The sequence below is a fragment of the Tenacibaculum sp. 1B UA genome, assembly GCF_033978845.1.
Classification (GTDB): Bacteria; Bacteroidota; Bacteroidia; order Flavobacteriales; family Flavobacteriaceae; genus Polaribacter.
This window is the reverse complement of sequence record NZ_JAKVUA010000003.1, coordinates 1-21,256: the sequence shown is the minus strand read 5'-3', so window position 1 is coordinate 21,256 and position 21,256 is coordinate 1. Positions and strand designations below refer to the sequence as shown.

The following is a 21,256-nucleotide window of genomic DNA, read 5'->3' as shown; positions in this document are numbered from 1 at the left end:
GAATGGAAAACGTTTTAAAGTATTACGAATTTTCAGATTTTTTTAAAGACAGCTCCAATACGTTTAAAGAGAACGAAATAAGTTTCTCAGAACTAAACAAAGAGCATTTTTTAATTTTTGAAAAAAAGGAATCGCAATATAACCTCTACGTGTCAAAGTACAGTTCTAAAAAAGGTGTTGGTAAAGAACCGCCAGAGATACTGGAGCTATTGGTAGAAAACTACGATAAGTCTATACCTGAACACAGAATAGTACTTAGAAAATACTTGTATTAAAAACTCAAAAAACTTTTTTTGAGTTTTTTTATGCTTTTAAGTGACCAATTAAAAATTATAGTGTCATAATAGTGTAGATAAAAAGAAAAGAATTAAGTTGAAAATATGACTTCTTAAATATAAAATTTCTCTTTTTTGCTTAAAGCTTTACAAAGAGAAGTTTTTTAAGGTTTAAAAATAGTAGTAGTTAGTTTTTATACTAAGTTTGGTTAGACGAAAAGGCCTTAAGCGAAAGTTTAAGGTCTTTTTTATTTCTCTATTTTAATTAAAAAATAAATAAAAAGGTCTTTAAAAAAGAGTAAAAAATAACGTATCTTTATATAGATGAAACAGTAATAATAAAAGCCTATGTAACATCATTTTCTTTGTATACCACGAGCATAACTAAAAGCTAGTTTGTGCTAAAAGAAACTTGGACTTGTTGTGGTAAATATCCAAGATATAAATTTTGTTAATTAAAAATTTTAAAGAAAATGAAACATGCAATCATAACAACAGTATTTATAGTATTTATTGGGGTAAGTTTGGCTTTAACAACTAAACAAAAAGAGTTTACAGATCCCATAAAAATAGCAGCAATTTTTCAAGGCCATGATGAATACGGTTATACTTTTTCATTTGTAAATGAAGAAGGAGATGACGATGTAATTACTTTTGAAGGGATATCAGAGAAAATATTGAAACTTTATAACTTAAAAGACACTAAATTTGTAGAGCAGGAATTTGAAATTACCTATGATTATGAAGTATCAGACGATGAGGTTGAAGCTCCTGTGTTACAGTCAATAAAAAAAATAGAATAATTATGAGTATTGTAGATTTATACGAGTCAAGTAAGCATAGAAATAATGTAGCACATTTTAGTGCTATTTTTAATCTTGCTATCATTGATGGTGATTTAAATGAAGATGAAGAAAAATTAGTGAATCGTTTTGCTAGAAAATTGGATATAACTGAAGATGAGTATGAAGAAATAGTAGAAAACTCTAAGAAATACCCAGTAGTGCCACAAACAAAAACTGATGACAGACTAGAGCGTTTGCTAGATTTATTCAAAATAATTTATTCAGATCATGAAATAGATGAGGCTGAGTTAAAATTAATTTTGCGATATGCTATTCAACTTGGTTTTTCACAAGAAAAAGCAGAAGAAATTATTTCTAAAACAACAAAAATTTTTAGTGGTAAAATTGATTTAGATCAGTATAAATCGATACTAAGTATATTATAAAAAGCAAAATCCCATTCTGTTTAGAATGGGATTTATTTTTTAAAGTGGTTGTAGGTTTTCTAACTTAAAAATTACAAGATCTTCATCGTCTAGATCATCAAAAATTTCTTTGTATGTAATTTCAAAACTTCTATTTTTTAAGGTTGAAGACTTTAAATCTAAATGTTCAAGATTCTTTTTATTTATTTGTTCAAAATCAATAATATCTCCATTTTCTAATTCAAAAACATAATAGCCGTTTGCATATCCTTGATAAACGCCGACTAATGTGACTGTTTGTTGCGAGCTATAATAAGTCACAGTTTAAAAATTTATTATTTATTCATTATCAAAATCACCAGTTATTTCAATTTCATCAAAAGTATCACTACCATCATCGTCAGTTTCATAATCTTCCATCGTTTGCTGTAACTGAGAACTTATTTTTACTAAAAAAAGAGTGTCTTCAGTATTTACTTTTACAGCTTTTACTGTTTCTCCTTTACTGTTTTTAAAGGAGATAATGTCAGAATGATCGTATCCATCAGGATACCTCTCTACTAATAAATCTAAAATATCAGTAGTTAATTTAGCATAGTCTACAATAACTCTTTTCATAAGGTTATATTTTTAATAAATAAGCAAATATTAATGGAGCAACAATTGTTGCATCACTTTCTATAATAAACTTAGGAGTGTCAATGTCTAATTTTCCCCACGTAATTTTTTCATTAGGAACTGCTCCTGAATAAGACCCGTAACTTGTGGTTGAATCTGAAATTTGACAGAAATAACTCCAGAAAGGAGTATCTTCTCTTTCTAAATCTTGATACAACATCGGTACTACACAAATAGGAAAATCTCCTGCAATTCCTCCTCCAATTTGAAAGAAACCGATTCCATCCTTTGAATTTTCAGTATACCAATCAGCTAAGAAAGTCATATATTCAATTCCTGATTTCATAGTAGAAGCTTTTAATTCTCCTTTTACTACGTAGGAAGCAAAAATATTTCCCATTGTGCTATCTTCCCATCCAGGAACAACAATAGGTAAGTTCTTTTCTGCTGCTGCATACATCCAAGAGTCTTTTAAATCGATTTCGTAGTACTCTTCTAAAACTCCTGACAATAAAAGCTTGTACATAAATTCATGTGGAAGATAACGTTCACCAGCTTCTTCTGCATCTTTCCAAATTTTAAAAATATGTTTTTGTAAACGTCTAAAAGCTTCTTCTTCAGGAATGCAAGTATCGGTAACACGGTTTAATCCTTTTAATAATAAATCCCACTCTTCTTGTGGTGTTAAGTCACGGTAGTTAGGTACTCTTTTATAATGAGAGTGTGCTACTAAATTCATAATATCCTCTTCAAGATTTGCCCCTGTACAAGAAATAATATGTACTTTGTCTTGACGAATCATTTCAGCGAAAATCTTACCCAACTCAGCTGTACTCATAGCACCTGCTAATGACACTAACATTTTTGAACCTTGTTCTAATTGTGCTTCATACCCTTTTGCAGCATCAACTAATGCAGCTGCGTTAAAGTGTAAAAAGTATTTTTCTATAAAATTGGTTATAGGTTTGTTCATTTTTTTATTTTGTTAAATGAGTTTTTCAACAACTACCTGTACTACTTCAAAAAGAATTAGAAGGATAATAATCCATTCTAGCATGCTGCTGTATTTATGCTGTAGTATATCGTTGAATAAATCTAAATTTTCTTTAATTACATTTAAACTATTTTCAATTCCTTGATGACGTTTTAAAATGTCTAGCTCATCTTTTAGTTTATAATCTAAATCAGACAAGTCTTTGATATTCCAAGCAACATCTGGTGAGTCAAAAACAAATAGATTTTCAGCAATGCTGTTTTTTAAATTCAAGGTTTTACCAATAAATTTTCGCATTTGAATTTTAGAAAGTTTAAAACTTCCTGTTTTTTCTAATTGTTTTGAATACACTAATGTTTTATCGTGTAAATCAGATGTTTTGTTTACATAATTCATTAATGCTACCGATTGTGCTAGGTTAAGCATGATAATATGTGCCACATCATCGTTTAATTCTTTAATTTGAATAGTTCCAAAATCAACTTCTATTGAATCAGAAAAAGTGATGTTGTATTTTTCTGAAGGCAAGTTATTGATCGCTGACCTTTCTTTGTTGATTAAAAAACTAACAATTTGAATCGTTAAATCATCTGCACAGTTGATAAAAACGACACTTCCATATTCTTTTATATAGAGGTATGAATCATTTGTAATTTTATATAATAAAAAAGAATGTTCTCTTTTTACTAACTCATACGATTCAAACTGTGAGCGAATAGCACTAAGTGCTATTCGTTTTTCAAGATGATATGCAAATGCTTTTAAATGCATCTTAATAATCGTTGTCGTCGTTTTTAAACTTCGCTAATCTGTTAAATGGCGAACTATCTTCTTCATCTTCCATAGTAGAAGAAAACTTATAGCTCAACATTTTATAGTACAATTTAGCCGCTAAAAAGTCTGATGACTTTTCATTTTCATTAGGACATAATTCTACAATATCAAAACCAACTACATTCCTTTCTGTAAATACTTTCTTTAAAAACTCTAAAGTTTCGTAATAAAACAATCCTCCTGGTTCTGGTGTTCCTGTACTTGGTAATAGCGATGGATCAATAGCATCTAAATCAAACGTGATAAAAACATTACCTGTTAATTGATCAATAACTTCATCCATCCAGTATTCATTTACAGCCATATCGTGTGCAAAAAAGACTTTATCCATATTCATAGAAGACTTTTCTGATATGTCCATACTACGAATTCCTACTTGTACCAAGTTGGTTGTTTGATTTGCTTCGTATACAGCACAAGCATGATTGCAAGAGCTACCTTCATACTCTTTACGTAAATCGGCATGTGCATCAATGTGCAATACTGTTAAGTTGTTAAAACATTCATTAAAAGCACGGATTGTTCCTATTGAAATTGAATGTTCTCCACCAAAAAGAGTTACAAACTTATTTTTATTGATGAATTTTTTTGTTGTTGCATGTACAGCTTCTACCATAGCTTCAGGAGAAGAATCTTCAGTAACAGCATCAGCTAAATAAACACCTTCTTTGTATACTTCACTATCAGTTTCTATATCGTATAACTCCATGTTTTCAGAAGCATCTAAAAATGCTTCTGGTCCTTTATCAGCTCCTTTTTGCCAAGTGCTAGTCCCGTCATAAGGAACAGGTATAAGTACTACTTTCGCGTTTTCTATTTTTGCGTATTGGTCAGGTATTCCTGCGTAATTTCTTTTTTTCATTTTGATATTTTTTTACTAGTATCCTAAAATAGATAATAGCTCTTCACTTTTTTGTTGTTCTTTAAATACTTTGGTGGTTAAATCACCATTTTCGTTTATGTCAATTAATATGTGTTTTGGAGTTGGGATTAAACAGTGTTGTAATCCGCCAAAGCCACCAATAGTTTCTTGGTAAGCTCCTGTATTGAAAAAACCGACATATAACGGCTTCTCTTTTTCATATACAGGCAAATAAATTCCGTTTACATGCTGTTCAGAATTGTAATAATCATCGCTATCACAGGTCAATCCACCTAATAAAACACGCTCATATCTATGATTCCATTTGTTAAGAGGAAGCATTATAAAGCGTTTGTTTATAGCCCAAGAATCAGGTAACGTAGTGATGAAAGATGAGTTAATCATATTCCATTTTTCACGGTCGTTTTGTCTTTTTTGATATAATACTTCATATACAGCTCCTCCAGCTTCACCAACGGTAAAACTTCCAAATTCAGTAAAAATATTAGGTACTGGCACACCAGCTTCTTTACAAGAAAGGTTTATTTGGTTTATAATTTCATCTACCATGTATTCATAATCGTAATCAAACGCTAATGAGTTTTTAATAGGGAAACCTCCACCAATATTTAAGCCATCTAGGCTTGGACATACTTTTTTAAGTTTTGTATACACTCGTAAACATTTTACTAACTCGTTCCAATAATAGGCGTTATCTCTAATTCCTGTATTGATAAAGAAGTGTAGCATCTTTAGTTCTACTTGTGGGTTATTAGCGATTTCACGTTCATAAAACGATACGATGTTTTTGTAACCAATTCCTAAACGGCTAGTGTAAAACTCAAACTTAGGCTCTTCTTCTGAAGCAATACGAATTCCTACGTTAAATTTACTTCTAGTTTCGTCTAACAATAAGTTTAACTCCTCGTAATTGTCAATTATTGGTATGCAATTTGTATGTCCACCATCAATTAAACTTATAATATTGGCAATGTATTGGTCGCGTTTAAAACCGTTACACAATACATAAGCATCATCACTTAATTTTCCTTCTTTTTTTAGTGATTTTACAATATCAATATCAAAAGCAGATGAGGTCTCAATGTGTATATCGTTTTTTAAAGCTTCGTCTAGCACATATTTAAAATGAGAACTTTTAGTACAATAACTGTAGTTGTAAGTACCTTGGTAATTGTGTTTTTCAATAGCTTTATGAAACCAGATTTTAGCTTTGTTTATGTTTTCTGATATTTTGGGTAAATAGGTGAATTTTAATGGTGCCCCGTATTGTTTCACTAATTCCAGCATATCAATGTTGTGAAAAAATAAATTGTTGTTTTCTGTATGAAATTCCGCTTGCGGAAAATCAAACGTTTGTTCTATTAAGTCTTTATATTTAGTATTCATTGTTATTTTAGTTGTATCTGTATGTTGGGTACAGACAATCATTCCAAAAACAGTTAAGGTATAGACCCAAAACTTTTTAAATAAAATGTATAACAAGTTTTGTTGTTATGTTACAACAAGTTGTTAAACCAAAATAAATTGAATAGTTAGACTCTTAAAGCTAAGCAATCACCACACTGTTTATAAAAATTCAGTGGTAGAGAGTATTGAAAGTTGGAAGAAACCTTAATTTTTCGGTTGTGTTTCTCAAACACTAAGTAATCAACTATCTTCCCATAGAAGTTATTGCCGAAATAAGTAAAACGTAACATTTTGACTTATATAATAAGATGCGGTAAATGTAAACTATTTTTTAATATAACAAACTTTTTTTTATTTTTTTTAATGAGTTGTATTGTAGTTGTTTAGTTCTTTTTTTTGTTCCCTTATTAACTCTATTCCTTTGTATAAAATAGTTGTATTAGGTATCGTAATTTCTCTTTTTTCTTCTGGCATATATAAAAGAACATAAAAACCAGTAATGTTTTTAACAACCCCTTGTAAATCGAAGTCTTTGTCTATAATTTTTATGGTATCGCCGATGCGCATAGGATGATAAAAAAACAAAATAATACTAGCCGTTAGGTTTGATAAAATAGACCATTGAGCAAAAAAACCAACTCCAAGTACCGCAAGTATTGAAGAAGCAAAAACAATAACTTCTTTAAAGTTAATACCAAAAATTATCAACGAGATAAAGAAAGCTAAGGTATAATATAGAAAATAACTTAGGTTTAATATCAATTTTCTTCTATGAGGTTCAATAGCATTTTTTACGATATAAGATCGGGTGAGTTTTTTAGTAAGATGAATTAAAAAAAATAACGTTGCTATTAAAAGGAAGAACTGTAAAAACGGACTGAATAGAGACAATTCTAAAAAACGATTTTTCATTATTGAGTATTTTTATTACAAATATACTTCTGGTTTTGTAAATACAATCTCGAAATAAAAAATTATATTTGATTGGAAATCATAATTTTATATCGTTATGAAAAACATTTTAATACCATATAATTTTTCAGAAGCAGCGATTAATGCTTTGAATTATACAAAACAACTGTTCAAAGGTGTTGAGGCAACTATTTATTTGTTAGATGTATATATAAGCGAACCTTCAGAGTTGTTAAGTGATGAAGAAAATGAAAAATGGTTTCATGAAATGGATAATGAAATTGAAGACGAATTAAAGTATCTGATTGATGTTTTAAGAAGAGAAGATACTAGCTTTAATTACGATTATATCGTAGCGTCTAATTCATTAACGAAAGCAGTAACGAACACAATTAAAGAAAAGGATATTGATGTTGTAATTACAGGTACAAAAGGAGCAAAAAGCTTAACCGAAACATTTATTGGTACCAATACCATGAAAATAATTAATGCGGTTAATGAATGCCCAATATTGGTAGTACCAATGAATTATAAGTATAAAGCATTACATCAGATAGTGTTTTCAACAAATTATAAAAGGACGTTTACGGTAAGAGAACTACAATTTTTAGTGAATTTAACGACAATTAAAAAAAGTTTAATTGAAGTTGTAAATCTTTCAGAAGAAAGTTTTTTGTCTGAAAATCAGCAGAGAAATAAGGTGAAATTAAGAGAATTATTGCAAGAGTTAAATGTTGAGTATAAAAAAATAGATTGGAAAGATTCTGAGACATTAACCTTAGAAAATCATATAGAAGAAACAGAAAGCGAACTATTGGTTTTAATAAACCATAAGTACAATTTTTTTAACAGATTGTTAGAAGAAAATGTAATAAAAAAATCGGCATTCAATAGTAAAATTCCTATATTGATATTACCAGAAATAACATAATTATGAAATTTACTGAAGGATTCTATAAAAGTATAGCTAATTTGTTCTATGCCGTTTCCATGGTCGATAAAAACATGACCGTAGAAGAGAAAAAGAGTATTGTAAAAAGAGTAGAAAAAAACTGGTCTGTATCAGAAAATAAATCAGATAGTGAGTTGATATACGAAACGTTAAGAGAACTGATAAAAGAAAAAGTAACATCAGAAACAGCTTATGAAAGCTTTAAAGAATATTACTTAGCACATAAAGAAGAGTTCTCAAAAAATGTAATTCACGATTTATTAGCAGCATCACATGAAATTTCTAGCTCTTATGCGAGAAAAAATAAATCAGAACTCATAATTTTAGCCAGACTTTACAAATTATTTAATCTCGTATAACTAAACAGATGACAAGGTTTATAACCAAACAAAAAAATACTAAAAATGTAATTCCTGGAAGCCCCGTTTTTGTTGGAAATCAAAAAGAAGAGAATACAAGAATACGATTAATAGGATATGATGAAAATGAATTTATAGAAGTAGAGCTAAAAGATATAAACGAACTCAAAAGCTATATTGGAAAGTATAAAAAACTTTGGATTAATATAGACGGATTACACGATGTTGAGTTAGTTGGAGAAATTGGTGAGTTATTTGATATTCATATACTTGTTCTTGAAGATATTGTAAATACCGATCAAAGACCTAGAGTAGATATTGAAGAGCATTATATTTTTACGAGTATTAAAATGCTGTTTTTAAATAAAGAAAACCATCAACTTGAAGCAGAGCAAATATCTATGTACTTATTACAAAATGTACTAATTACTTTTCAAGAAAAGCAAGGAGATATTTTTGAGTCAATTAGAGAAAGATTACGTCATAAAAAAGGAAGGGTACGAAATTATAGTGTAACATATTTAAAGTATTGTTTATTAGATGTAATTGTTGATAATTACAATTTTTTAATGGAAACTTTCGGTGAGAAAGTAGAATATTTAGAAGATAAAATTTTATTACAACCCAATAAAAATACACTACAAGAAATTAATAGATACAAAATAGAACTTAACTACTTTAGAAAAGCAATAAGACCAGCTCGTGAGGCAATAAATAGTTTTAGAGCATTAAAAACAGAATTAATAACAAAAAAAGAACAACCATTTTTTAATGATTTAAACGATTTGGTTCAACGAAGTTATGATTCAGTTGAAAACTATAAAAGTATGTTGAGTGAGCAACTTACAGTATATTCAACGAACGTAAATAATCGTTTGAATGATATTATGAAAATACTAACCATATTTTCAGTAGTATTTATTCCTATTACTTTTATAGTGGGGATTTATGGAACAAATTTCGAGTATATCCCTGAACTTAAGTATCGTAGTGGGTACTTTGTAATGTGGGGTGTTATATTACTAACAGTGATAATCATGTTAGGATATTTTAAATACAAAAAATGGTTTTAAGGATTGTTTAAGTTTTTGAAAATTAAAATTTTGTACTTTTGTAGTGTAAAATGAAAAAAGCGTTTCATAAAATAGCATCTATTTTAATGGCTTTTGTAGTGTTATTATCTACAATGTCATTTACTGTTAACAGTCACTTTTGTGGAGGCATGTTAGTAGGTACAAGTTATTTTGTAAAGGCTGAATCTTGCGGAATGGATATGAAGCAAGAAACAAAATCTGAAGACTGTTCAGTAATGAAAAAGAACTGTTGTCAAGATGTGGCTTCAGTAATTGAAGGTCAAGATACTTTAAAGATTACATCTTTTGATCAACTGTCTTTTGACCAACAAGTTTTTATAGCTTCATTTTACTATAGCTACATTAATTTATTTGAAGGTATTCACAATAAAGTGATTCCTTTTAAAGATTATGCACCTCCACTGGTCATCAAGGATATTCATGTACTTGATGAAGTATATTTAATATGATTTTTAAACAATAACTATTTGTCCTTTTGAGAATTTCAATAGGATGATTTGTCGTATTCGATGTTTTTCAACATCAATGTTTAATTGTTTAAAAATCATTTTTTATGCTAAACAAAAGCATCAAATTCTTAATAGAAAACAAACTGGTCGCAGTTATATTACTCGTTTTATTTGTAGGGTGGGGAACTGTAAATGCACCATTTAATTTAGATACAGGTTTTTTACCAAACGATCCTGTAGCAGTTGATGCTATACCAGATATTGGAGAAAATCAACAAATTGTTTTTACAAAGTGGGACGGACAATCTCCGCAAGATATAGAAGACCAAATAACATACCCATTAACAACATCTTTATTAGGAATTTCTGGAGTAAAAACCATCCGTAGTTCTTCTATGTTTGGACTTTCAAGTATCTATGTCATTTTTGATGAAGGAGTAGATTTTTATTGGAGTCGTTCTCGAATTCTTGAAAAGTTAAATTCATTACCAAGTAATTTACTACCAGAAGGAGTAAGTCCTTCATTAGGGCCAGATGCCAATGGATTGGGGCAGATTTTTTGGTATACACTTGAAGGACGTGATGAAGATGGTAATGTCACTGGAGGTTGGGATTTACATGAATTACGTAGTGTACAAGATTACTATGTAAAATATGCACTTTCGTCTGCAAATGGCGTGTCTGAAGTAAGTTCTATAGGTGGATATGTTCAAGAATATCAAATTGATGTAAAGCCAGAATTGATGCGTCAATACAATATTAGTTTACAGCAAATTGTAGCAGCAGTAAAGCAAAGTAATCAGGATATTGGGGCGCAAACAATAGAAATAAATCAAGCAGAATACTTAGTCCGTGGTTTAGGATATGTAAAGTCTATAGCAGATATTGAAAATGCTGTAGTTACAGCTAAAAATTATACATCAATACGAGTAAAAGACATTGCAAAAGTATCGTTAGGAGCAGAACCTCGTAGAGGGATTTTAGATAAAGAAGGGGCTGAGGTAGTAGGAGGTGTAGTGGTAGCTCGTTATGGAGCAAATCCTTTAGAAGTAATTACTAATGTAAAGGAAAAGATTAAAGAACTAAGTGCAGGTTTACCAAGTAAAGAGTTAAAAGATGGTAGAACTTCTCAATTAACAATTGTTCCGTTTTATGACCGTACAGAGTTAATTCATGAAACTTTAGATACGTTAAATGAGGCACTTACGCTAGAAATATTAATCACTATTTTGGTAATCGTAGTTATGGTTTTTAATTTACGGGCTTCTGTACTAATCTCAGGACTATTGCCTGTGGCAGTGTTGATGGTTTTCATAGCAATGAAAGCCTTCGGAGTAGATGCAAACATTGTAGCCTTATCAGGAATTGCTATTGCTATTGGAACCATGGTAGATGTGGGAGTCATACTCTCCGAAAACATCATAAGTCACTTAGAAAAAGACGAGAATAAACTACCGATAAACACATTAGTTTACAATGCAACAGCAGAAGTTTCTGGAGCAATTGTAACAGCGGTAATGACGACGATTATCAGTTTTATTCCAGTATTTACCATGATTGGCGCAGAAGGAAAACTATTCCGTCCACTAGCATTTACCAAAACCTTCGCTTTAATAGCAGCTATTGTGGTAGCATTGTTTTTAATACCGCCATTTGCAGCTGTTTTATTTAAGAAAAAGGAGTTGACAAAAAGCTTTAAATACATTGTAAATGGAGTTTTAGTAACATTAGGTATTACTGCTGTTTTTTATGGATATTGGTTAGGAATTGTATTAATAGCCTTTGGAGCTATACAATTTTGGAGTAATTATTCAGAAAAAACCACAATTCATTTTTCGTTTTCCAATTATAATTTTACACTGCCTGTTAATACGATCAATATTATTATATCTGCATTAGCAATTGTAGGTTTGTTAGCAGAATATTGGAGACCTTTAGGAGTAGATAAAAGTATTGTTACCAATCTTTTATTTGTAGCGCTTATTTGTTTCGGATTGTTAGGCTTTTTTAGCTTACTGCAAAAATATTACAATCAAATATTACAATGGGCATTGAACAACAAATTACTGTTTTTAACTATCCCGTTAACAGTATTAACTTGTGGATTCCTAATTTTTAAAAATACAGGAAAAGAGTTTATGCCTTCATTAAATGAAGGGTCATTTTTATTGATGCCTACCTCTATGCCGCATTCAGGAGTAGAAGAAAACAAACGTGTATTACAGCAATTAGATATGGCGGTTGCTAACATTCCAGAGATAGCAACGGTTGTAGGTAAAGCAGGAAGAACAGATTCTGCATTAGACCCTGCACCTCTGTCAATGTATGAAAACATAATTAATTATAAGCCAGAATATGTTTTAAACTCAAATGGAAAACGTCAACGTTATAGGGTAAATGAGGATGGATTGTTTCTGTTGAAAAACGGTAAAACGGTAGCGAACCCAAGTTTGACAGATAAGACATCAGAAGTTGTTTTTTATGAGGTTTCATCAAATGAATTAATAGAAGATGAAGATGGTGAGTTTTATCGTAATTGGCGACCAAACATCAAGTCACCTAATGATATTTGGAACGAAATAGTAAAAGTTACCAAGTTACCAGGAGTAACGTCTGCACCTAAATTACAACCTATAGAAACTCGATTGGTAATGCTGCAAACAGGAATGAGAGCTCCTATGGGAATAAAAGTAAAAGGGCAAGATTTAAAACAAATAGAAGCTTTTGGAGTACAACTTGAGGGGATTTTAAAAGAGGTTGAAGGAGTAAAAAAAGAAGCTGTTTTTGCCGATAGAATTGTAGGAAAACCTTATTTATTAATTGATATTAATAGAGAAAAATTAGCACGCTACGGAATAGCTATTCAAACGGTACAAGATGTATTGAAAGTAGCAGTAGGAGGTATGCAATTATCGCAAACGGTGGAAGGAAGAGAGCGTTATGGAATTCGAGTTCGTTATCCAAGAGAACTACGTTCATCTCCAACTGACTTAGAAAATATTTATGTACCAGTAGCTAAAGGATCGCCAATTCCATTAAGCGAATTAGCAACAATTCGTTATGAGCAAGGACCGCAGATGATTAAGAGTGAAGATACTTTTTTAATCGGATATGTATTGTTTGATAAGTTAGATGGTTTTGCTGAGGTAAACGTGGTAGAAGCAGCTCAAAAAGTAATTCAACAAAAAATAGATTCAGGAGAGCTAACTGTTCCAAAAGGAATATCATATCAGTTTACAGGAACTTATGAAAACCAATTAAGAGCAGAAAAAACACTATCAGTAGTAGTGCCATTGGCGTTGATGATTATCTTTTTAATACTGTATTTTCAGTTCCGTTCAGTAGCTACTTCATTAATGGTATTCACAGGAATTACTGTAGCTTTTGCAGGTGGATTCATCATGATGTGGTTATACGGACAAGATTGGTTCTTGAATTTTAGTGTATTTGGAGAAAACCTAAGAGAATTGTTTCAAATGCACCCAATTAACTTGAGTGTTGCTGTTTGGGTAGGATTTATCGCATTATTCGGAATTGCAACCGATGATGGTGTAGTAATGGCTACCTATTTAACACAAACATTTAATAGAGATAAACCTCAAACAATTGAAGCTATTCGAGCATCTGCATTACATGGAGGAAACAAACGTATTAGAGCATGTTTAATGACAACGGCAACCACCATTTTAGCCTTGTTGCCAGTATTAACTTCAACAGGAAGAGGTAGTGATATTATGATTCCAATGGCTATTCCTGCTTTTGGAGGAATGATTATAGATGTGACTTCGTATTTTATTGTACCAGTACTGTATAGTTGGCGTGAAGAATTTTTATTGAAACGAAAAACGAAAAGAGATGAGTTTTAAAATAAATAATAAAAAAGCAACCTTATTTCTAGCTTCTGTATTTTTTGCTTTTACAATGCAAGGACAAAACCTACAGGAATATATTGAGACAGCTTTAGAAAACAATCCAGAAGTACAACAGTTTGATATTAAGTACAAGCGTATTTCAGAGAAAAAAGAAGAGGTAAATACATTGCCTAATACCGAGTTTGGAGCAGGATATTTTGTGAGTACACCAGAAACACGTACAGGGCCGCAGAGGTTTAAACTATCTGTAAAGCAAATGATTCCTTTTTTCGGAACCATAACAGCACGAGAAAACTATGTGTCTTCATTAGCTGATGCAGCTTATCAAGATATTGTAGTCGTAAAACGTAAACTAGTAACATCAGTAGCGCAGTCGTATTATAAACTTTATGAGGTTAAAGCAAAACAAAAAGTATTAGACGAAAATATAGCATTACTTAAAACGTATGAAAAGTTAGCGTTAACTTCTGTTGAAGTAGGAAAAGCTTCTGCAGTAGATGTGTTAAGGTTGCAAATAAGACAAAACGAATTAGCACAACAAAAGGAGGTGTTACGGGAAGCTTTTTTAGGAATGCAAAAAGGATTTAATAAACTGTTGAATCAGGATATTAACACACAAATTTCAGTCGTTGATAGCCTACAAATTCCGACCAAAGTAGATAAAATACAACCAAGTACCTTAAAGTTACATCCAGAGCTGGTGAAGTTTGATAAGTTGTATGCCTCTGTAGAAAAGTCAGAATTCTTAAACAAAAAAGAGAAACAACCTATGATAGGTTTTGGGCTTAATTATGTTAATGTTGAAAAGCGTACTGATATGAATGTGGTAGATAACGGTAAGGATATCATCATGCCAATGGTATCATTATCAATTCCTATTTTCAATAAGAAAAATAAATCTATAAGTAAACAAAATAAGTTACAACAAGAAGAGATTCTATCGCAAAAAGAACAACGATATAATACGTTAGAATCTGTGTTATACAGAGCAGTTTCGGATAGAAATGCATCCATAATAAATTACCGAACACAACTTAAAAATTTAGAGCAAGCTAAAAATGCAGAACAAATTTTGGTGAAAAGTTACGAGACAGGAACTATAGATTTTAACGATGTGTTAGATATTCAAGAATTACAGCTAAAGTTTCAAACGAATATGATTACATCAGAAGTAACTTATTATACACAAAGTACCATTATTAATTATTTAATAAAGTAAACAGATGAAAAAATATATAACATACATAGCAATTTTAATAGCTGGGGTATTTTTAGGATGGCTACTTTTTGGAGGTTCTTCAAATGGTATGGCAGCGCATAATCATACTACAGAAGAAAAAGGTAAAATGTGGACCTGTTCTATGCATCCACAAATTATGCAACCAGAACCTGGGGATTGTCCTATTTGTGGAATGGATTTAATCCCTGCAGAAGCAGGAGCTGAAGGACTAGCTGCAAATCAGTTCAAATTAACTAAAAATGCAATGGCATTGGCTAATGTACAAACGACTGTGATTGGTAATGCTATAAGTGCAGATAATACAATTACACTATCCGGAAAAATAGCAGAAAACGAAAAATCAAATGCGGTGCAGGTAAGCTATTTTGCAGGAAGGATAGAACGTTTAAATGTGAATTTTACAGGAGAGAAAATAAGAAAAGGTCAGTTGTTAGCAACGGTATATTCTCCAGAACTGGTAAAAGCACAACAAGAATTATTAACAGCAGCGTCAGTAAAAGAAAATCAGCCAGCATTGTATAAAGCAGTTAGAAACAAACTGAAATTATGGAAGCTTTCTGAAAACCAAATTAATCAAATTGAAAAAACAGGAAAAGTAAAAGAAAACTTTCCTGTATATGCTACGGTTTCTGGTACAGTATCAGAGAAACTAGTTGAGCAAGGTGATTATGTAAGTCAGGGACAAGCATTACTAAAAATAGCCAATTTGAATTCAGTATGGGCAAATTTTGATGTGTATGAAAATCAAATCAGTAACTTTAAAATAGGTCAAGACATATCAATTACTACAAATGCCTATCCTAATGAGACTTTCAAAGCAAAAGTTTCGTTTATAAACCCTGTATTAAATCAAGAAACTCGAACAGTAACTATGCGTGCTGTACTAAACAATAGTAAAGGGAAGTTTAAACCAGCCATGTTTGTTACAGGAAAAGTGGAAGCAACAGAGAAACAGACAAAGGAACAATTAAGTATTCCTGCAACAGCAGTATTATGGACAGGAAAGCGTTCAGTTGTATATGTAAAACCCGATGAAAGTAAACCAGTTTTTGAAATGCGAGAAGTAGTATTAGGCGGAAAAGCAGGAGACAACTATCAAGTGGAAAAAGGGTTAAAGTCAGGAGAAGAGATTGTTACGAATGGAATATTTACCATAGACGCTTCAGCACAATTGCAAGGAAAGAAGTCAATGATGAACCATACAAAAGAAATTATAGAATCTTTTAGTACTCCTAAAGCATTTAAAGAGCAATTACAAAAAGCTTATGATGGATATATAGGCTTAAAAGATGCTTTGGTAAAAACTGATGCAAATGCAGCAAAAACAAGTGCAGAAAATCTACAAAAAGACTTAACATTAGTTGATATGAAGTTGTTAACTAATGAAGAAGCTCATAAACAGTGGATGCAATTAGTTCCTACACTAAAGTCAAGTAACGCAGAAATTGCAAAAACTACAGATGTAGATGTACAACGAAAGTACTTTAAAGTGTTATCAGAGCATTTTATTATGGCAGTTCAATCTTTCGGGATAAATGAGGTTACCTATAAACAATACTGTCCTATGGCTGATAGTGATAAAGGAGCTTATTGGTTAAGTAAAGAAAAACAAGTGTTAAATCCGTATTTTGGCGATATGATGTTAAAATGTGGTGAAGTAAAAGAAACAATTAATAATAATTAAATATCAATTCAAAATGAAAAAAGTAATCTTAGGAGTAGCTATGTTAGCTGCTATTGGTTTAGTAAGTTGTAAAAACGAAGCTAAAAAAGAAACAGAAACAAAAGAAGTGCAAACAGAGCAAACTTCTACTAAAGAGGTAGCGATGACAACGGCAACTTTTGGAGTAAGAGGTAACTGTGGAATGTGTAAAAACACAATTGAAAAGGCAGTAAATGGTGTTGATGGAGTAGCATCGGCAGAATGGGATAAATTAAGAAAGCAAATCAACGTATCGTTTGATGATTCTAAGACTAATTTAGATGCTATTCATAACGCAATTGCAGCATCTGGTTACGATACTGATAAAGTAGCTAGTAGTGAAGAAGCTTATGGAAACTTACCAGGATGTTGTCAATACGATCACAATATGGAAATGAGTTTAAAAGGTGATGTAAAAGCAGACGAAACGTCTAATCACTAATTGGGAAAAAAATAATAAAAAGTAAAAAACCAGTAATTCAGTTGTCGATTAGCTGGTTTTTTTATGTTCTTTACAGGAGGCATTTGTTGATGTTTAATACTGTAAATATATTTGATTATATTAGCTTTTAAAATTGCTTTATAGCGCTAACTTTTATATTCTATGAATAGTTCATCGGCAGAACAAAAGGGTGTCGAAGTGCAAAATGGATTTAAATTAAATGCACTTACACCTTTAGTTTTAGATGAAAATAAATATGGAGTAAAAACATATTTAGATTCTCTAAAGTTTGGAATTGATAATAAAGATATTCACAACATTGCTTTAACAGGAAGTTATGGTTCAGGAAAGAGTAGTATTATTAAAACTTTTCAGTATAAATATCCGAAATATAATTACTTAAATATTTCACTAGCCTCCTTTGTGAAAAATAACAATCTAAATGATGAAGGAGGGGGAAGAATTGACAGATTGATAGAATTGAGTATACTTCAGCAGTTATTTTACAGGGTAAGTCATTCTCAAACACCATATTCAAGATTTAGAAAGATAAAGAATATTGGTTTTAATGAATTAAGTAATAGGGCTTTATTAGTATGTTTTATTTTGGTTGGGCTTTATTTTTTGTTTAATAATTCAATATTATATGAGTTAGCTCCTCAAAATCCTCTGGGAGTAAGGGTTGTTTTATTAATTCTTTTATTGTTTGCATTTCATGAAGTCTTTGTGGAAGTTTTTAAAGCTTTAAACTTTAATAAATTAAGTAATTTAAATTTAAAAGATTTAGAAATAGGTCTCAGCCCCGATGATGAACAGTCAATTTTTAATAAACATTTGGATGAGATAATTTACTTTTTTGAAGTAACAGATTATAACGTTGTTGTAATTGAAGACTTAGATAGGTTTAGAAACACATTAATATTTACTAAACTTAGGGAAATTAATCAATTGATTAATAATTCTGAACAAATAAAAAGACAAGTTAATTTTATATATGCTATTAAAGATGAATTATTTGATGAAAAAGATAGCAGAGTTAAATTTTTTGATTTAATAATACCAGTCATTCCTGTTGTTAATTCTTCAAATTCAGGAGAAAAAGCTATTGAGGTTTTGAAGAGTTATGGTCTTCAATATTTATTAGAGGAGGATTTTTTAAATGTAATCTGTGAATATATTGAGGATATGAGGTTATTAAATAACATATGTAATGAATATGTTATTTATAAAAAAACTTTGGGAGATGGGTTGAATTCAGAAAAATTGTTTTCAATGATTACGTATAAGAATTTATTTCCTGAAGATTTTTCTATGCTTCATAAAAATGAAGGTTTTTTGTATGAAATGTTAAATAGTAATTATGTAGATGAGTTAAAGGAAGAAATGAAAGTAACTATAAAAGATAAAATTAAATTAATTGATAAGAAAATACAACGAATTGAAGAAGAGAAAATTGGTTCATACGAGGATTTAAAAGCACTTTATGTAAATAAATTACATCATTATGAAGATGAAATTGTAGGGGTCGATGTTGATGGAGTAAATGTTAAATTGGGAGATTTAACTAAAGATGAGTATTTCGATAAACTTAAGGGAAATAACGATATTAAAGTATACAAGGTTAAGAATCAATATTATTCTAATGGCTTAATTTATACTTCGGTGAAATTAAATTATGGTTTTGCAGATTTAGAAAAGAAATTGAGTATATATACTTTTGATGAAAGAGTTAAAATGTTGTTTAAGGAAGAATTAGAAGAGTTGCTTTTTGAAAAAGGAGAATTAGAAGATGATATAGATGAAGTAGAAAGAATGAATTTTCAGTTATTGTCTAGAGAAATGAGATTTGAAGGAGAAAGATTTAGAGGTAAGGGTTTAATTCTTTTTCTGTTAAAGAATGGATATATTAATGAAAATTATCACGATTATATTTCCCATTTCCATGGGATAATTATCACCCAAAAAGATAGTGATTATCTAAAACATATTAGAAGTGGGTTTGAGCCTATTTATAATTATCCAATTTCTAAACTTGAAAATTTCGTTAAGAAGATGAATAATGTGGATTTTCAAGAAGATGGTGTGTTAAATATATCAATATTAAATTGCTTATTGGGGAAAAATAAATATTCTTATAAAAGAGATTTAATTCTGAAGAAGATATTGATGTTGGACGATTTGTCAATAGGGTTTATTGATTTGTATTTTGAAAAGGGTCAATACCAGGGCGTTTTGTTGGATTATTTGTGTAGTATTGAAAATGGTGTTTTTTGGAACTCGATTGAGAATGATAAGGAATGGTCTAAGCAAAAAGAATATTATTTAGATTTAATAGTTAAAAATGTAGAAGTTTTAAAAATTAAAGAGATTTCACTTCATACTAATCTAAAAGAATTTATTTCTGAAAGTGATTCTTTTATTTATAGACTTAATTCTAATACAGACAAGGTTATTGAATTAATTTCGGTTTTAGATATAAAATTTTCTAAAGTGAGAAAACCTTTAGAAGATGAATATTCCGTTTATTATCATGTTTTTGAGAATCACTTTTACGAATTAAATGTTCCTAATGTTGAGCTCTATATGAAGGAGGAATTAGGAGATGAGTTTAATGAGGTTGATTTTAATAAATCTAATTATTCTTTTATACATAACTCAGGTTTGAATTATTTAGTAGACTACGTCGAGTCTAAAATTCAAAATTATGTTGATAATGTTTTGTTACTTCTTGATAATGGAGGGGATATTGAGGAAAAATACTTTTTAAAATTATTGAATAATGAATTTTTAAGTCTAGACACAAAACTAGAATTAATAGAGAGGCTAAATTGTAAAATTAAATTGCTTAGTTCTTTAGAAGATAGTTATTTAATAACAAAAGTATTTAATGAAGATAAATTAAAGTATAATTGGCATAATATTGTCTCTATATATAAGTATTTAGAGGAGGATTATAAAGATGAAAGTTTCATAGAAAATATTATTTCTGTGTTAAATGAAGATGAGGTTTATAATGAAATTGAAAGAAATAGGTTGGATAATGAGGAATATGATTATGAAGAATATTCTAGAGTGATAAATAGTATTATAAAAAATGACTCTTTAAGTCATAGTAGCTTTTTTACTTTGTTTCACACGATAGGAGATATTGAGCTTAATTTTGATTTTACTCAACTTTCTGATAACAAGTTGAAATCTTTGGTGGCATTTAAACTTAATTTATCACCAGAGCTATATAGTATTCTTAAGGAGAATTATAGAGAAATGAAGTTAAATGGAGAAGATATAAGTTTGCATATTAGCTTAATTGAAAAAGATATTGATGTGCTTTTAGATAATTATGATGATTATTTTGTTGATTCTTATGATTTGTATGAGTTGGTAAAACGAAAGAAAGTCGATGGTAATAAATTAGTTCTATTGTTAGCGAAAATGGATACTTCAGAAATCATTCAAAATATCGAGTGTTTGAGAGAATTGAGTTTGTTGTTAGTGAAGCATCACTATTCAGGAGGTTATTTATATAAATTATTGATTGGTATTTTTAATTTGTCTAGAGTGTCAGTTGAAAATAAAATGGAGTTAATTAATATATATTTTAATAACTTAAATTTAGATGGTTTAAGGTCTTTGTTTTCATTGTTGCCAGAACCTTATTCAAACATTCTAAAAGAAAGAAGTAGGAGGGTTAAAATAAAGGAAAATGGAGTTAATTATTCAGTAATTAATAAATTAAAAAACAAAAATTACATTTCATCGTATAAATTATTAGTGAACTATATTGAGGTTAATGCTAAGAATAAGTTTTAGCTTGATAAGCAAAAGCAGACGAAACGTCTAATCACTAATTATAAAAAAAGTGTAACGATTTTAAAATTTCGTTACACTTTTTTGTTTTGTCATACTTTCAAGAAAATTAATAACTTTAAATGAAGTTGTAGGCTTCCCAAAAAATAGGACAGTTAATAATTCGAATTTACTAACTTTAAATTCAAACTGTCACAATGAAAAAC

The 21,256-nt window shown here is 30.0% G+C and carries 19 protein-coding genes; 12 read left to right on the top strand and 7 right to left on the bottom strand.

From position 1 onward, the window contains the following. The first annotated feature begins 2 nt into the window (after positions 1-2). From MK851_RS04215 to MK851_RS04205, 3 genes are all read left to right on the top strand, one after another. Positions 3-275, top strand: a complete 273-nt coding sequence (locus MK851_RS04215; RefSeq protein WP_303508007.1) for a hypothetical protein — start codon at positions 3-5, stop codon at positions 273-275. 473 nt (positions 276-748) lie between these two features. After that, positions 749-1,078 carry a hypothetical protein gene (locus MK851_RS04210; RefSeq protein WP_320241730.1) on the top strand — a complete coding sequence of 110 codons (330 nt, stop codon included), beginning with the start codon at positions 749-751 and terminating at the stop codon, positions 1,076-1,078. Positions 1,079-1,080: 2 nt separating this feature from the next. Continuing rightward, positions 1,081-1,506, top strand: coding sequence for a TerB family tellurite resistance protein (locus tag MK851_RS04205; protein WP_320241728.1), 426 nt, complete (start codon positions 1,081-1,083; stop codon positions 1,504-1,506). 39 nt (positions 1,507-1,545) lie between these two features. On the opposite strand, the gene MK851_RS04200 is transcribed toward MK851_RS04205, so the two are convergent. The 7 genes from MK851_RS04200 to MK851_RS04170 all read right to left on the bottom strand — a co-directional run bounded on the left by MK851_RS04200 (position 1,546) and on the right by MK851_RS04170 (position 7,133). Next, on the bottom strand, positions 1,546-1,806 hold the full coding sequence (locus tag MK851_RS04200) for a hypothetical protein (RefSeq protein WP_320241725.1): 261 nt from the start codon (positions 1,804-1,806) through the stop codon (positions 1,546-1,548). Positions 1,807-1,824: 18 nt separating this feature from the next. After that, on the bottom strand, positions 1,825-2,103 hold the full coding sequence (locus MK851_RS04195; protein ID WP_320241723.1) for a hypothetical protein: 279 nt from the start codon (positions 2,101-2,103) through the stop codon (positions 1,825-1,827). A 4-nt stretch (positions 2,104-2,107) separates the two neighbouring features. Continuing rightward, a complete protein-coding gene (locus MK851_RS04190) occupies positions 2,108-3,076 on the bottom strand; it encodes a deoxyhypusine synthase family protein (RefSeq protein WP_320241721.1) in 969 nt (322 codons plus the stop codon). 12 nt (positions 3,077-3,088) lie between these two features. Further along, positions 3,089-3,868: an RMD1 family protein gene (locus tag MK851_RS04185; protein WP_320241719.1), complete on the bottom strand. Its 780-nt coding sequence runs from the start codon at positions 3,866-3,868 to the stop codon at positions 3,089-3,091. A gap of 1 nt (position 3,869) precedes the next feature. Next, positions 3,870-4,793, bottom strand: coding sequence for an agmatinase (gene speB, locus MK851_RS04180; RefSeq protein WP_320241717.1), 924 nt, complete (start codon positions 4,791-4,793; stop codon positions 3,870-3,872). 15 nt (positions 4,794-4,808) lie between these two features. Beyond that, a complete protein-coding gene (locus tag MK851_RS04175; RefSeq protein WP_320241715.1) occupies positions 4,809-6,200 on the bottom strand; it encodes an arginine decarboxylase in 1,392 nt (463 codons plus the stop codon). A 381-nt stretch (positions 6,201-6,581) separates the two neighbouring features. Beyond that, positions 6,582-7,133, bottom strand: a complete 552-nt coding sequence (locus tag MK851_RS04170) for a mechanosensitive ion channel domain-containing protein (protein ID WP_303508000.1) — start codon at positions 7,131-7,133, stop codon at positions 6,582-6,584. Between the two features lie 97 nt (positions 7,134-7,230). Here MK851_RS04170 and MK851_RS04165 point away from each other — a divergent pair, with 97 nt between their 5' ends. The 9 genes from MK851_RS04165 to MK851_RS04125 all read left to right on the top strand — a co-directional run bounded on the left by MK851_RS04165 (position 7,231) and on the right by MK851_RS04125 (position 21,053). Further along, positions 7,231-8,064, top strand: a complete 834-nt coding sequence (locus MK851_RS04165) for a universal stress protein (protein ID WP_320241711.1) — start codon at positions 7,231-7,233, stop codon at positions 8,062-8,064. A gap of 2 nt (positions 8,065-8,066) precedes the next feature. After that, positions 8,067-8,444, top strand: coding sequence for a hypothetical protein (locus tag MK851_RS04160; RefSeq protein WP_320241709.1), 378 nt, complete (start codon positions 8,067-8,069; stop codon positions 8,442-8,444). A gap of 8 nt (positions 8,445-8,452) precedes the next feature. Further along, positions 8,453-9,517 (top strand): magnesium/cobalt transporter CorA, encoded by a 1,065-nt coding sequence (gene corA / locus MK851_RS04155; RefSeq protein ID WP_320241707.1) that lies wholly within the window; start codon positions 8,453-8,455, stop codon positions 9,515-9,517. Positions 9,518-9,567: 50 nt separating this feature from the next. Continuing rightward, positions 9,568-9,987, top strand: a complete 420-nt coding sequence (locus tag MK851_RS04150; RefSeq protein ID WP_320241705.1) for an HYC_CC_PP family protein — start codon at positions 9,568-9,570, stop codon at positions 9,985-9,987. Positions 9,988-10,091: 104 nt separating this feature from the next. Then, positions 10,092-13,853, top strand: a complete 3,762-nt coding sequence (locus MK851_RS04145) for an efflux RND transporter permease subunit (RefSeq protein ID WP_320241703.1) — start codon at positions 10,092-10,094, stop codon at positions 13,851-13,853. Then, the gene (locus tag MK851_RS04140) at positions 13,843-15,078 is read left to right on the top strand and encodes a TolC family protein (protein WP_413788381.1); all 1,236 of its coding nucleotides are present in this window, start codon (positions 13,843-13,845) and stop codon (positions 15,076-15,078) included. The genes MK851_RS04145 and MK851_RS04140 overlap by 11 nt, the downstream gene beginning before the upstream one ends. Positions 15,079-15,082: 4 nt before the next feature. After that, positions 15,083-16,783, top strand: coding sequence for an efflux RND transporter periplasmic adaptor subunit (locus MK851_RS04135; RefSeq protein ID WP_320241701.1), 1,701 nt, complete (start codon positions 15,083-15,085; stop codon positions 16,781-16,783). Between the two features lie 13 nt (positions 16,784-16,796). Then, positions 16,797-17,243 carry a heavy-metal-associated domain-containing protein gene (locus tag MK851_RS04130; RefSeq protein ID WP_320241699.1) on the top strand — a complete coding sequence of 149 codons (447 nt, stop codon included), beginning with the start codon at positions 16,797-16,799 and terminating at the stop codon, positions 17,241-17,243. A 162-nt stretch (positions 17,244-17,405) separates the two neighbouring features. Beyond that, positions 17,406-21,053 carry a hypothetical protein gene (locus MK851_RS04125; RefSeq protein WP_320241697.1) on the top strand — a complete coding sequence of 1,216 codons (3,648 nt, stop codon included), beginning with the start codon at positions 17,406-17,408 and terminating at the stop codon, positions 21,051-21,053. Positions 21,054-21,256 lie beyond the last annotated feature (203 nt).

Bases quoted from the DNA above. Each gene is read 5' to 3' on its own strand.
- MK851_RS04215 (WP_303508007.1), top strand. From the start codon at position 3: ATGGAAAACGTTTTAAAGTATTACGAATTTTCAGATTTTTTTAAAGAC.
- MK851_RS04210 (WP_320241730.1), top strand. From the start codon at position 749: ATGAAACATGCAATCATAACAACAGTATTTATAGTATTTATTGGGGTA.
- MK851_RS04205 (WP_320241728.1), top strand. From the start codon at position 1,081: ATGAGTATTGTAGATTTATACGAGTCAAGTAAGCATAGAAATAATGTA.
- MK851_RS04195 (WP_320241723.1), bottom strand. From the start codon at position 2,103: ATGAAAAGAGTTATTGTAGACTATGCTAAATTAACTACTGATATTTTA.
- MK851_RS04190 (WP_320241721.1), bottom strand. From the start codon at position 3,076: ATGAACAAACCTATAACCAATTTTATAGAAAAATACTTTTTACACTTT.
- MK851_RS04185 (WP_320241719.1), bottom strand. From the start codon at position 3,868: ATGCATTTAAAAGCATTTGCATATCATCTTGAAAAACGAATAGCACTT.
- speB (WP_320241717.1), bottom strand. From the start codon at position 4,793: ATGAAAAAAAGAAATTACGCAGGAATACCTGACCAATACGCAAAAATA.
- MK851_RS04175 (WP_320241715.1), bottom strand. From the start codon at position 6,200: ATGAATACTAAATATAAAGACTTAATAGAACAAACGTTTGATTTTCCG.
- MK851_RS04170 (WP_303508000.1), bottom strand. From the start codon at position 7,133: ATGAAAAATCGTTTTTTAGAATTGTCTCTATTCAGTCCGTTTTTACAG.
- MK851_RS04165 (WP_320241711.1), top strand. From the start codon at position 7,231: ATGAAAAACATTTTAATACCATATAATTTTTCAGAAGCAGCGATTAAT.
- MK851_RS04160 (WP_320241709.1), top strand. From the start codon at position 8,067: ATGAAATTTACTGAAGGATTCTATAAAAGTATAGCTAATTTGTTCTAT.
- corA (WP_320241707.1), top strand. From the start codon at position 8,453: ATGACAAGGTTTATAACCAAACAAAAAAATACTAAAAATGTAATTCCT.
- MK851_RS04150 (WP_320241705.1), top strand. From the start codon at position 9,568: ATGAAAAAAGCGTTTCATAAAATAGCATCTATTTTAATGGCTTTTGTA.
- MK851_RS04145 (WP_320241703.1), top strand. From the start codon at position 10,092: ATGCTAAACAAAAGCATCAAATTCTTAATAGAAAACAAACTGGTCGCA.
- MK851_RS04140 (WP_413788381.1), top strand. From the start codon at position 13,843: ATGAGTTTTAAAATAAATAATAAAAAAGCAACCTTATTTCTAGCTTCT.
- MK851_RS04135 (WP_320241701.1), top strand. From the start codon at position 15,083: ATGAAAAAATATATAACATACATAGCAATTTTAATAGCTGGGGTATTT.
- MK851_RS04130 (WP_320241699.1), top strand. From the start codon at position 16,797: ATGAAAAAAGTAATCTTAGGAGTAGCTATGTTAGCTGCTATTGGTTTA.
- MK851_RS04125 (WP_320241697.1), top strand. From the start codon at position 17,406: ATGAATAGTTCATCGGCAGAACAAAAGGGTGTCGAAGTGCAAAATGGA.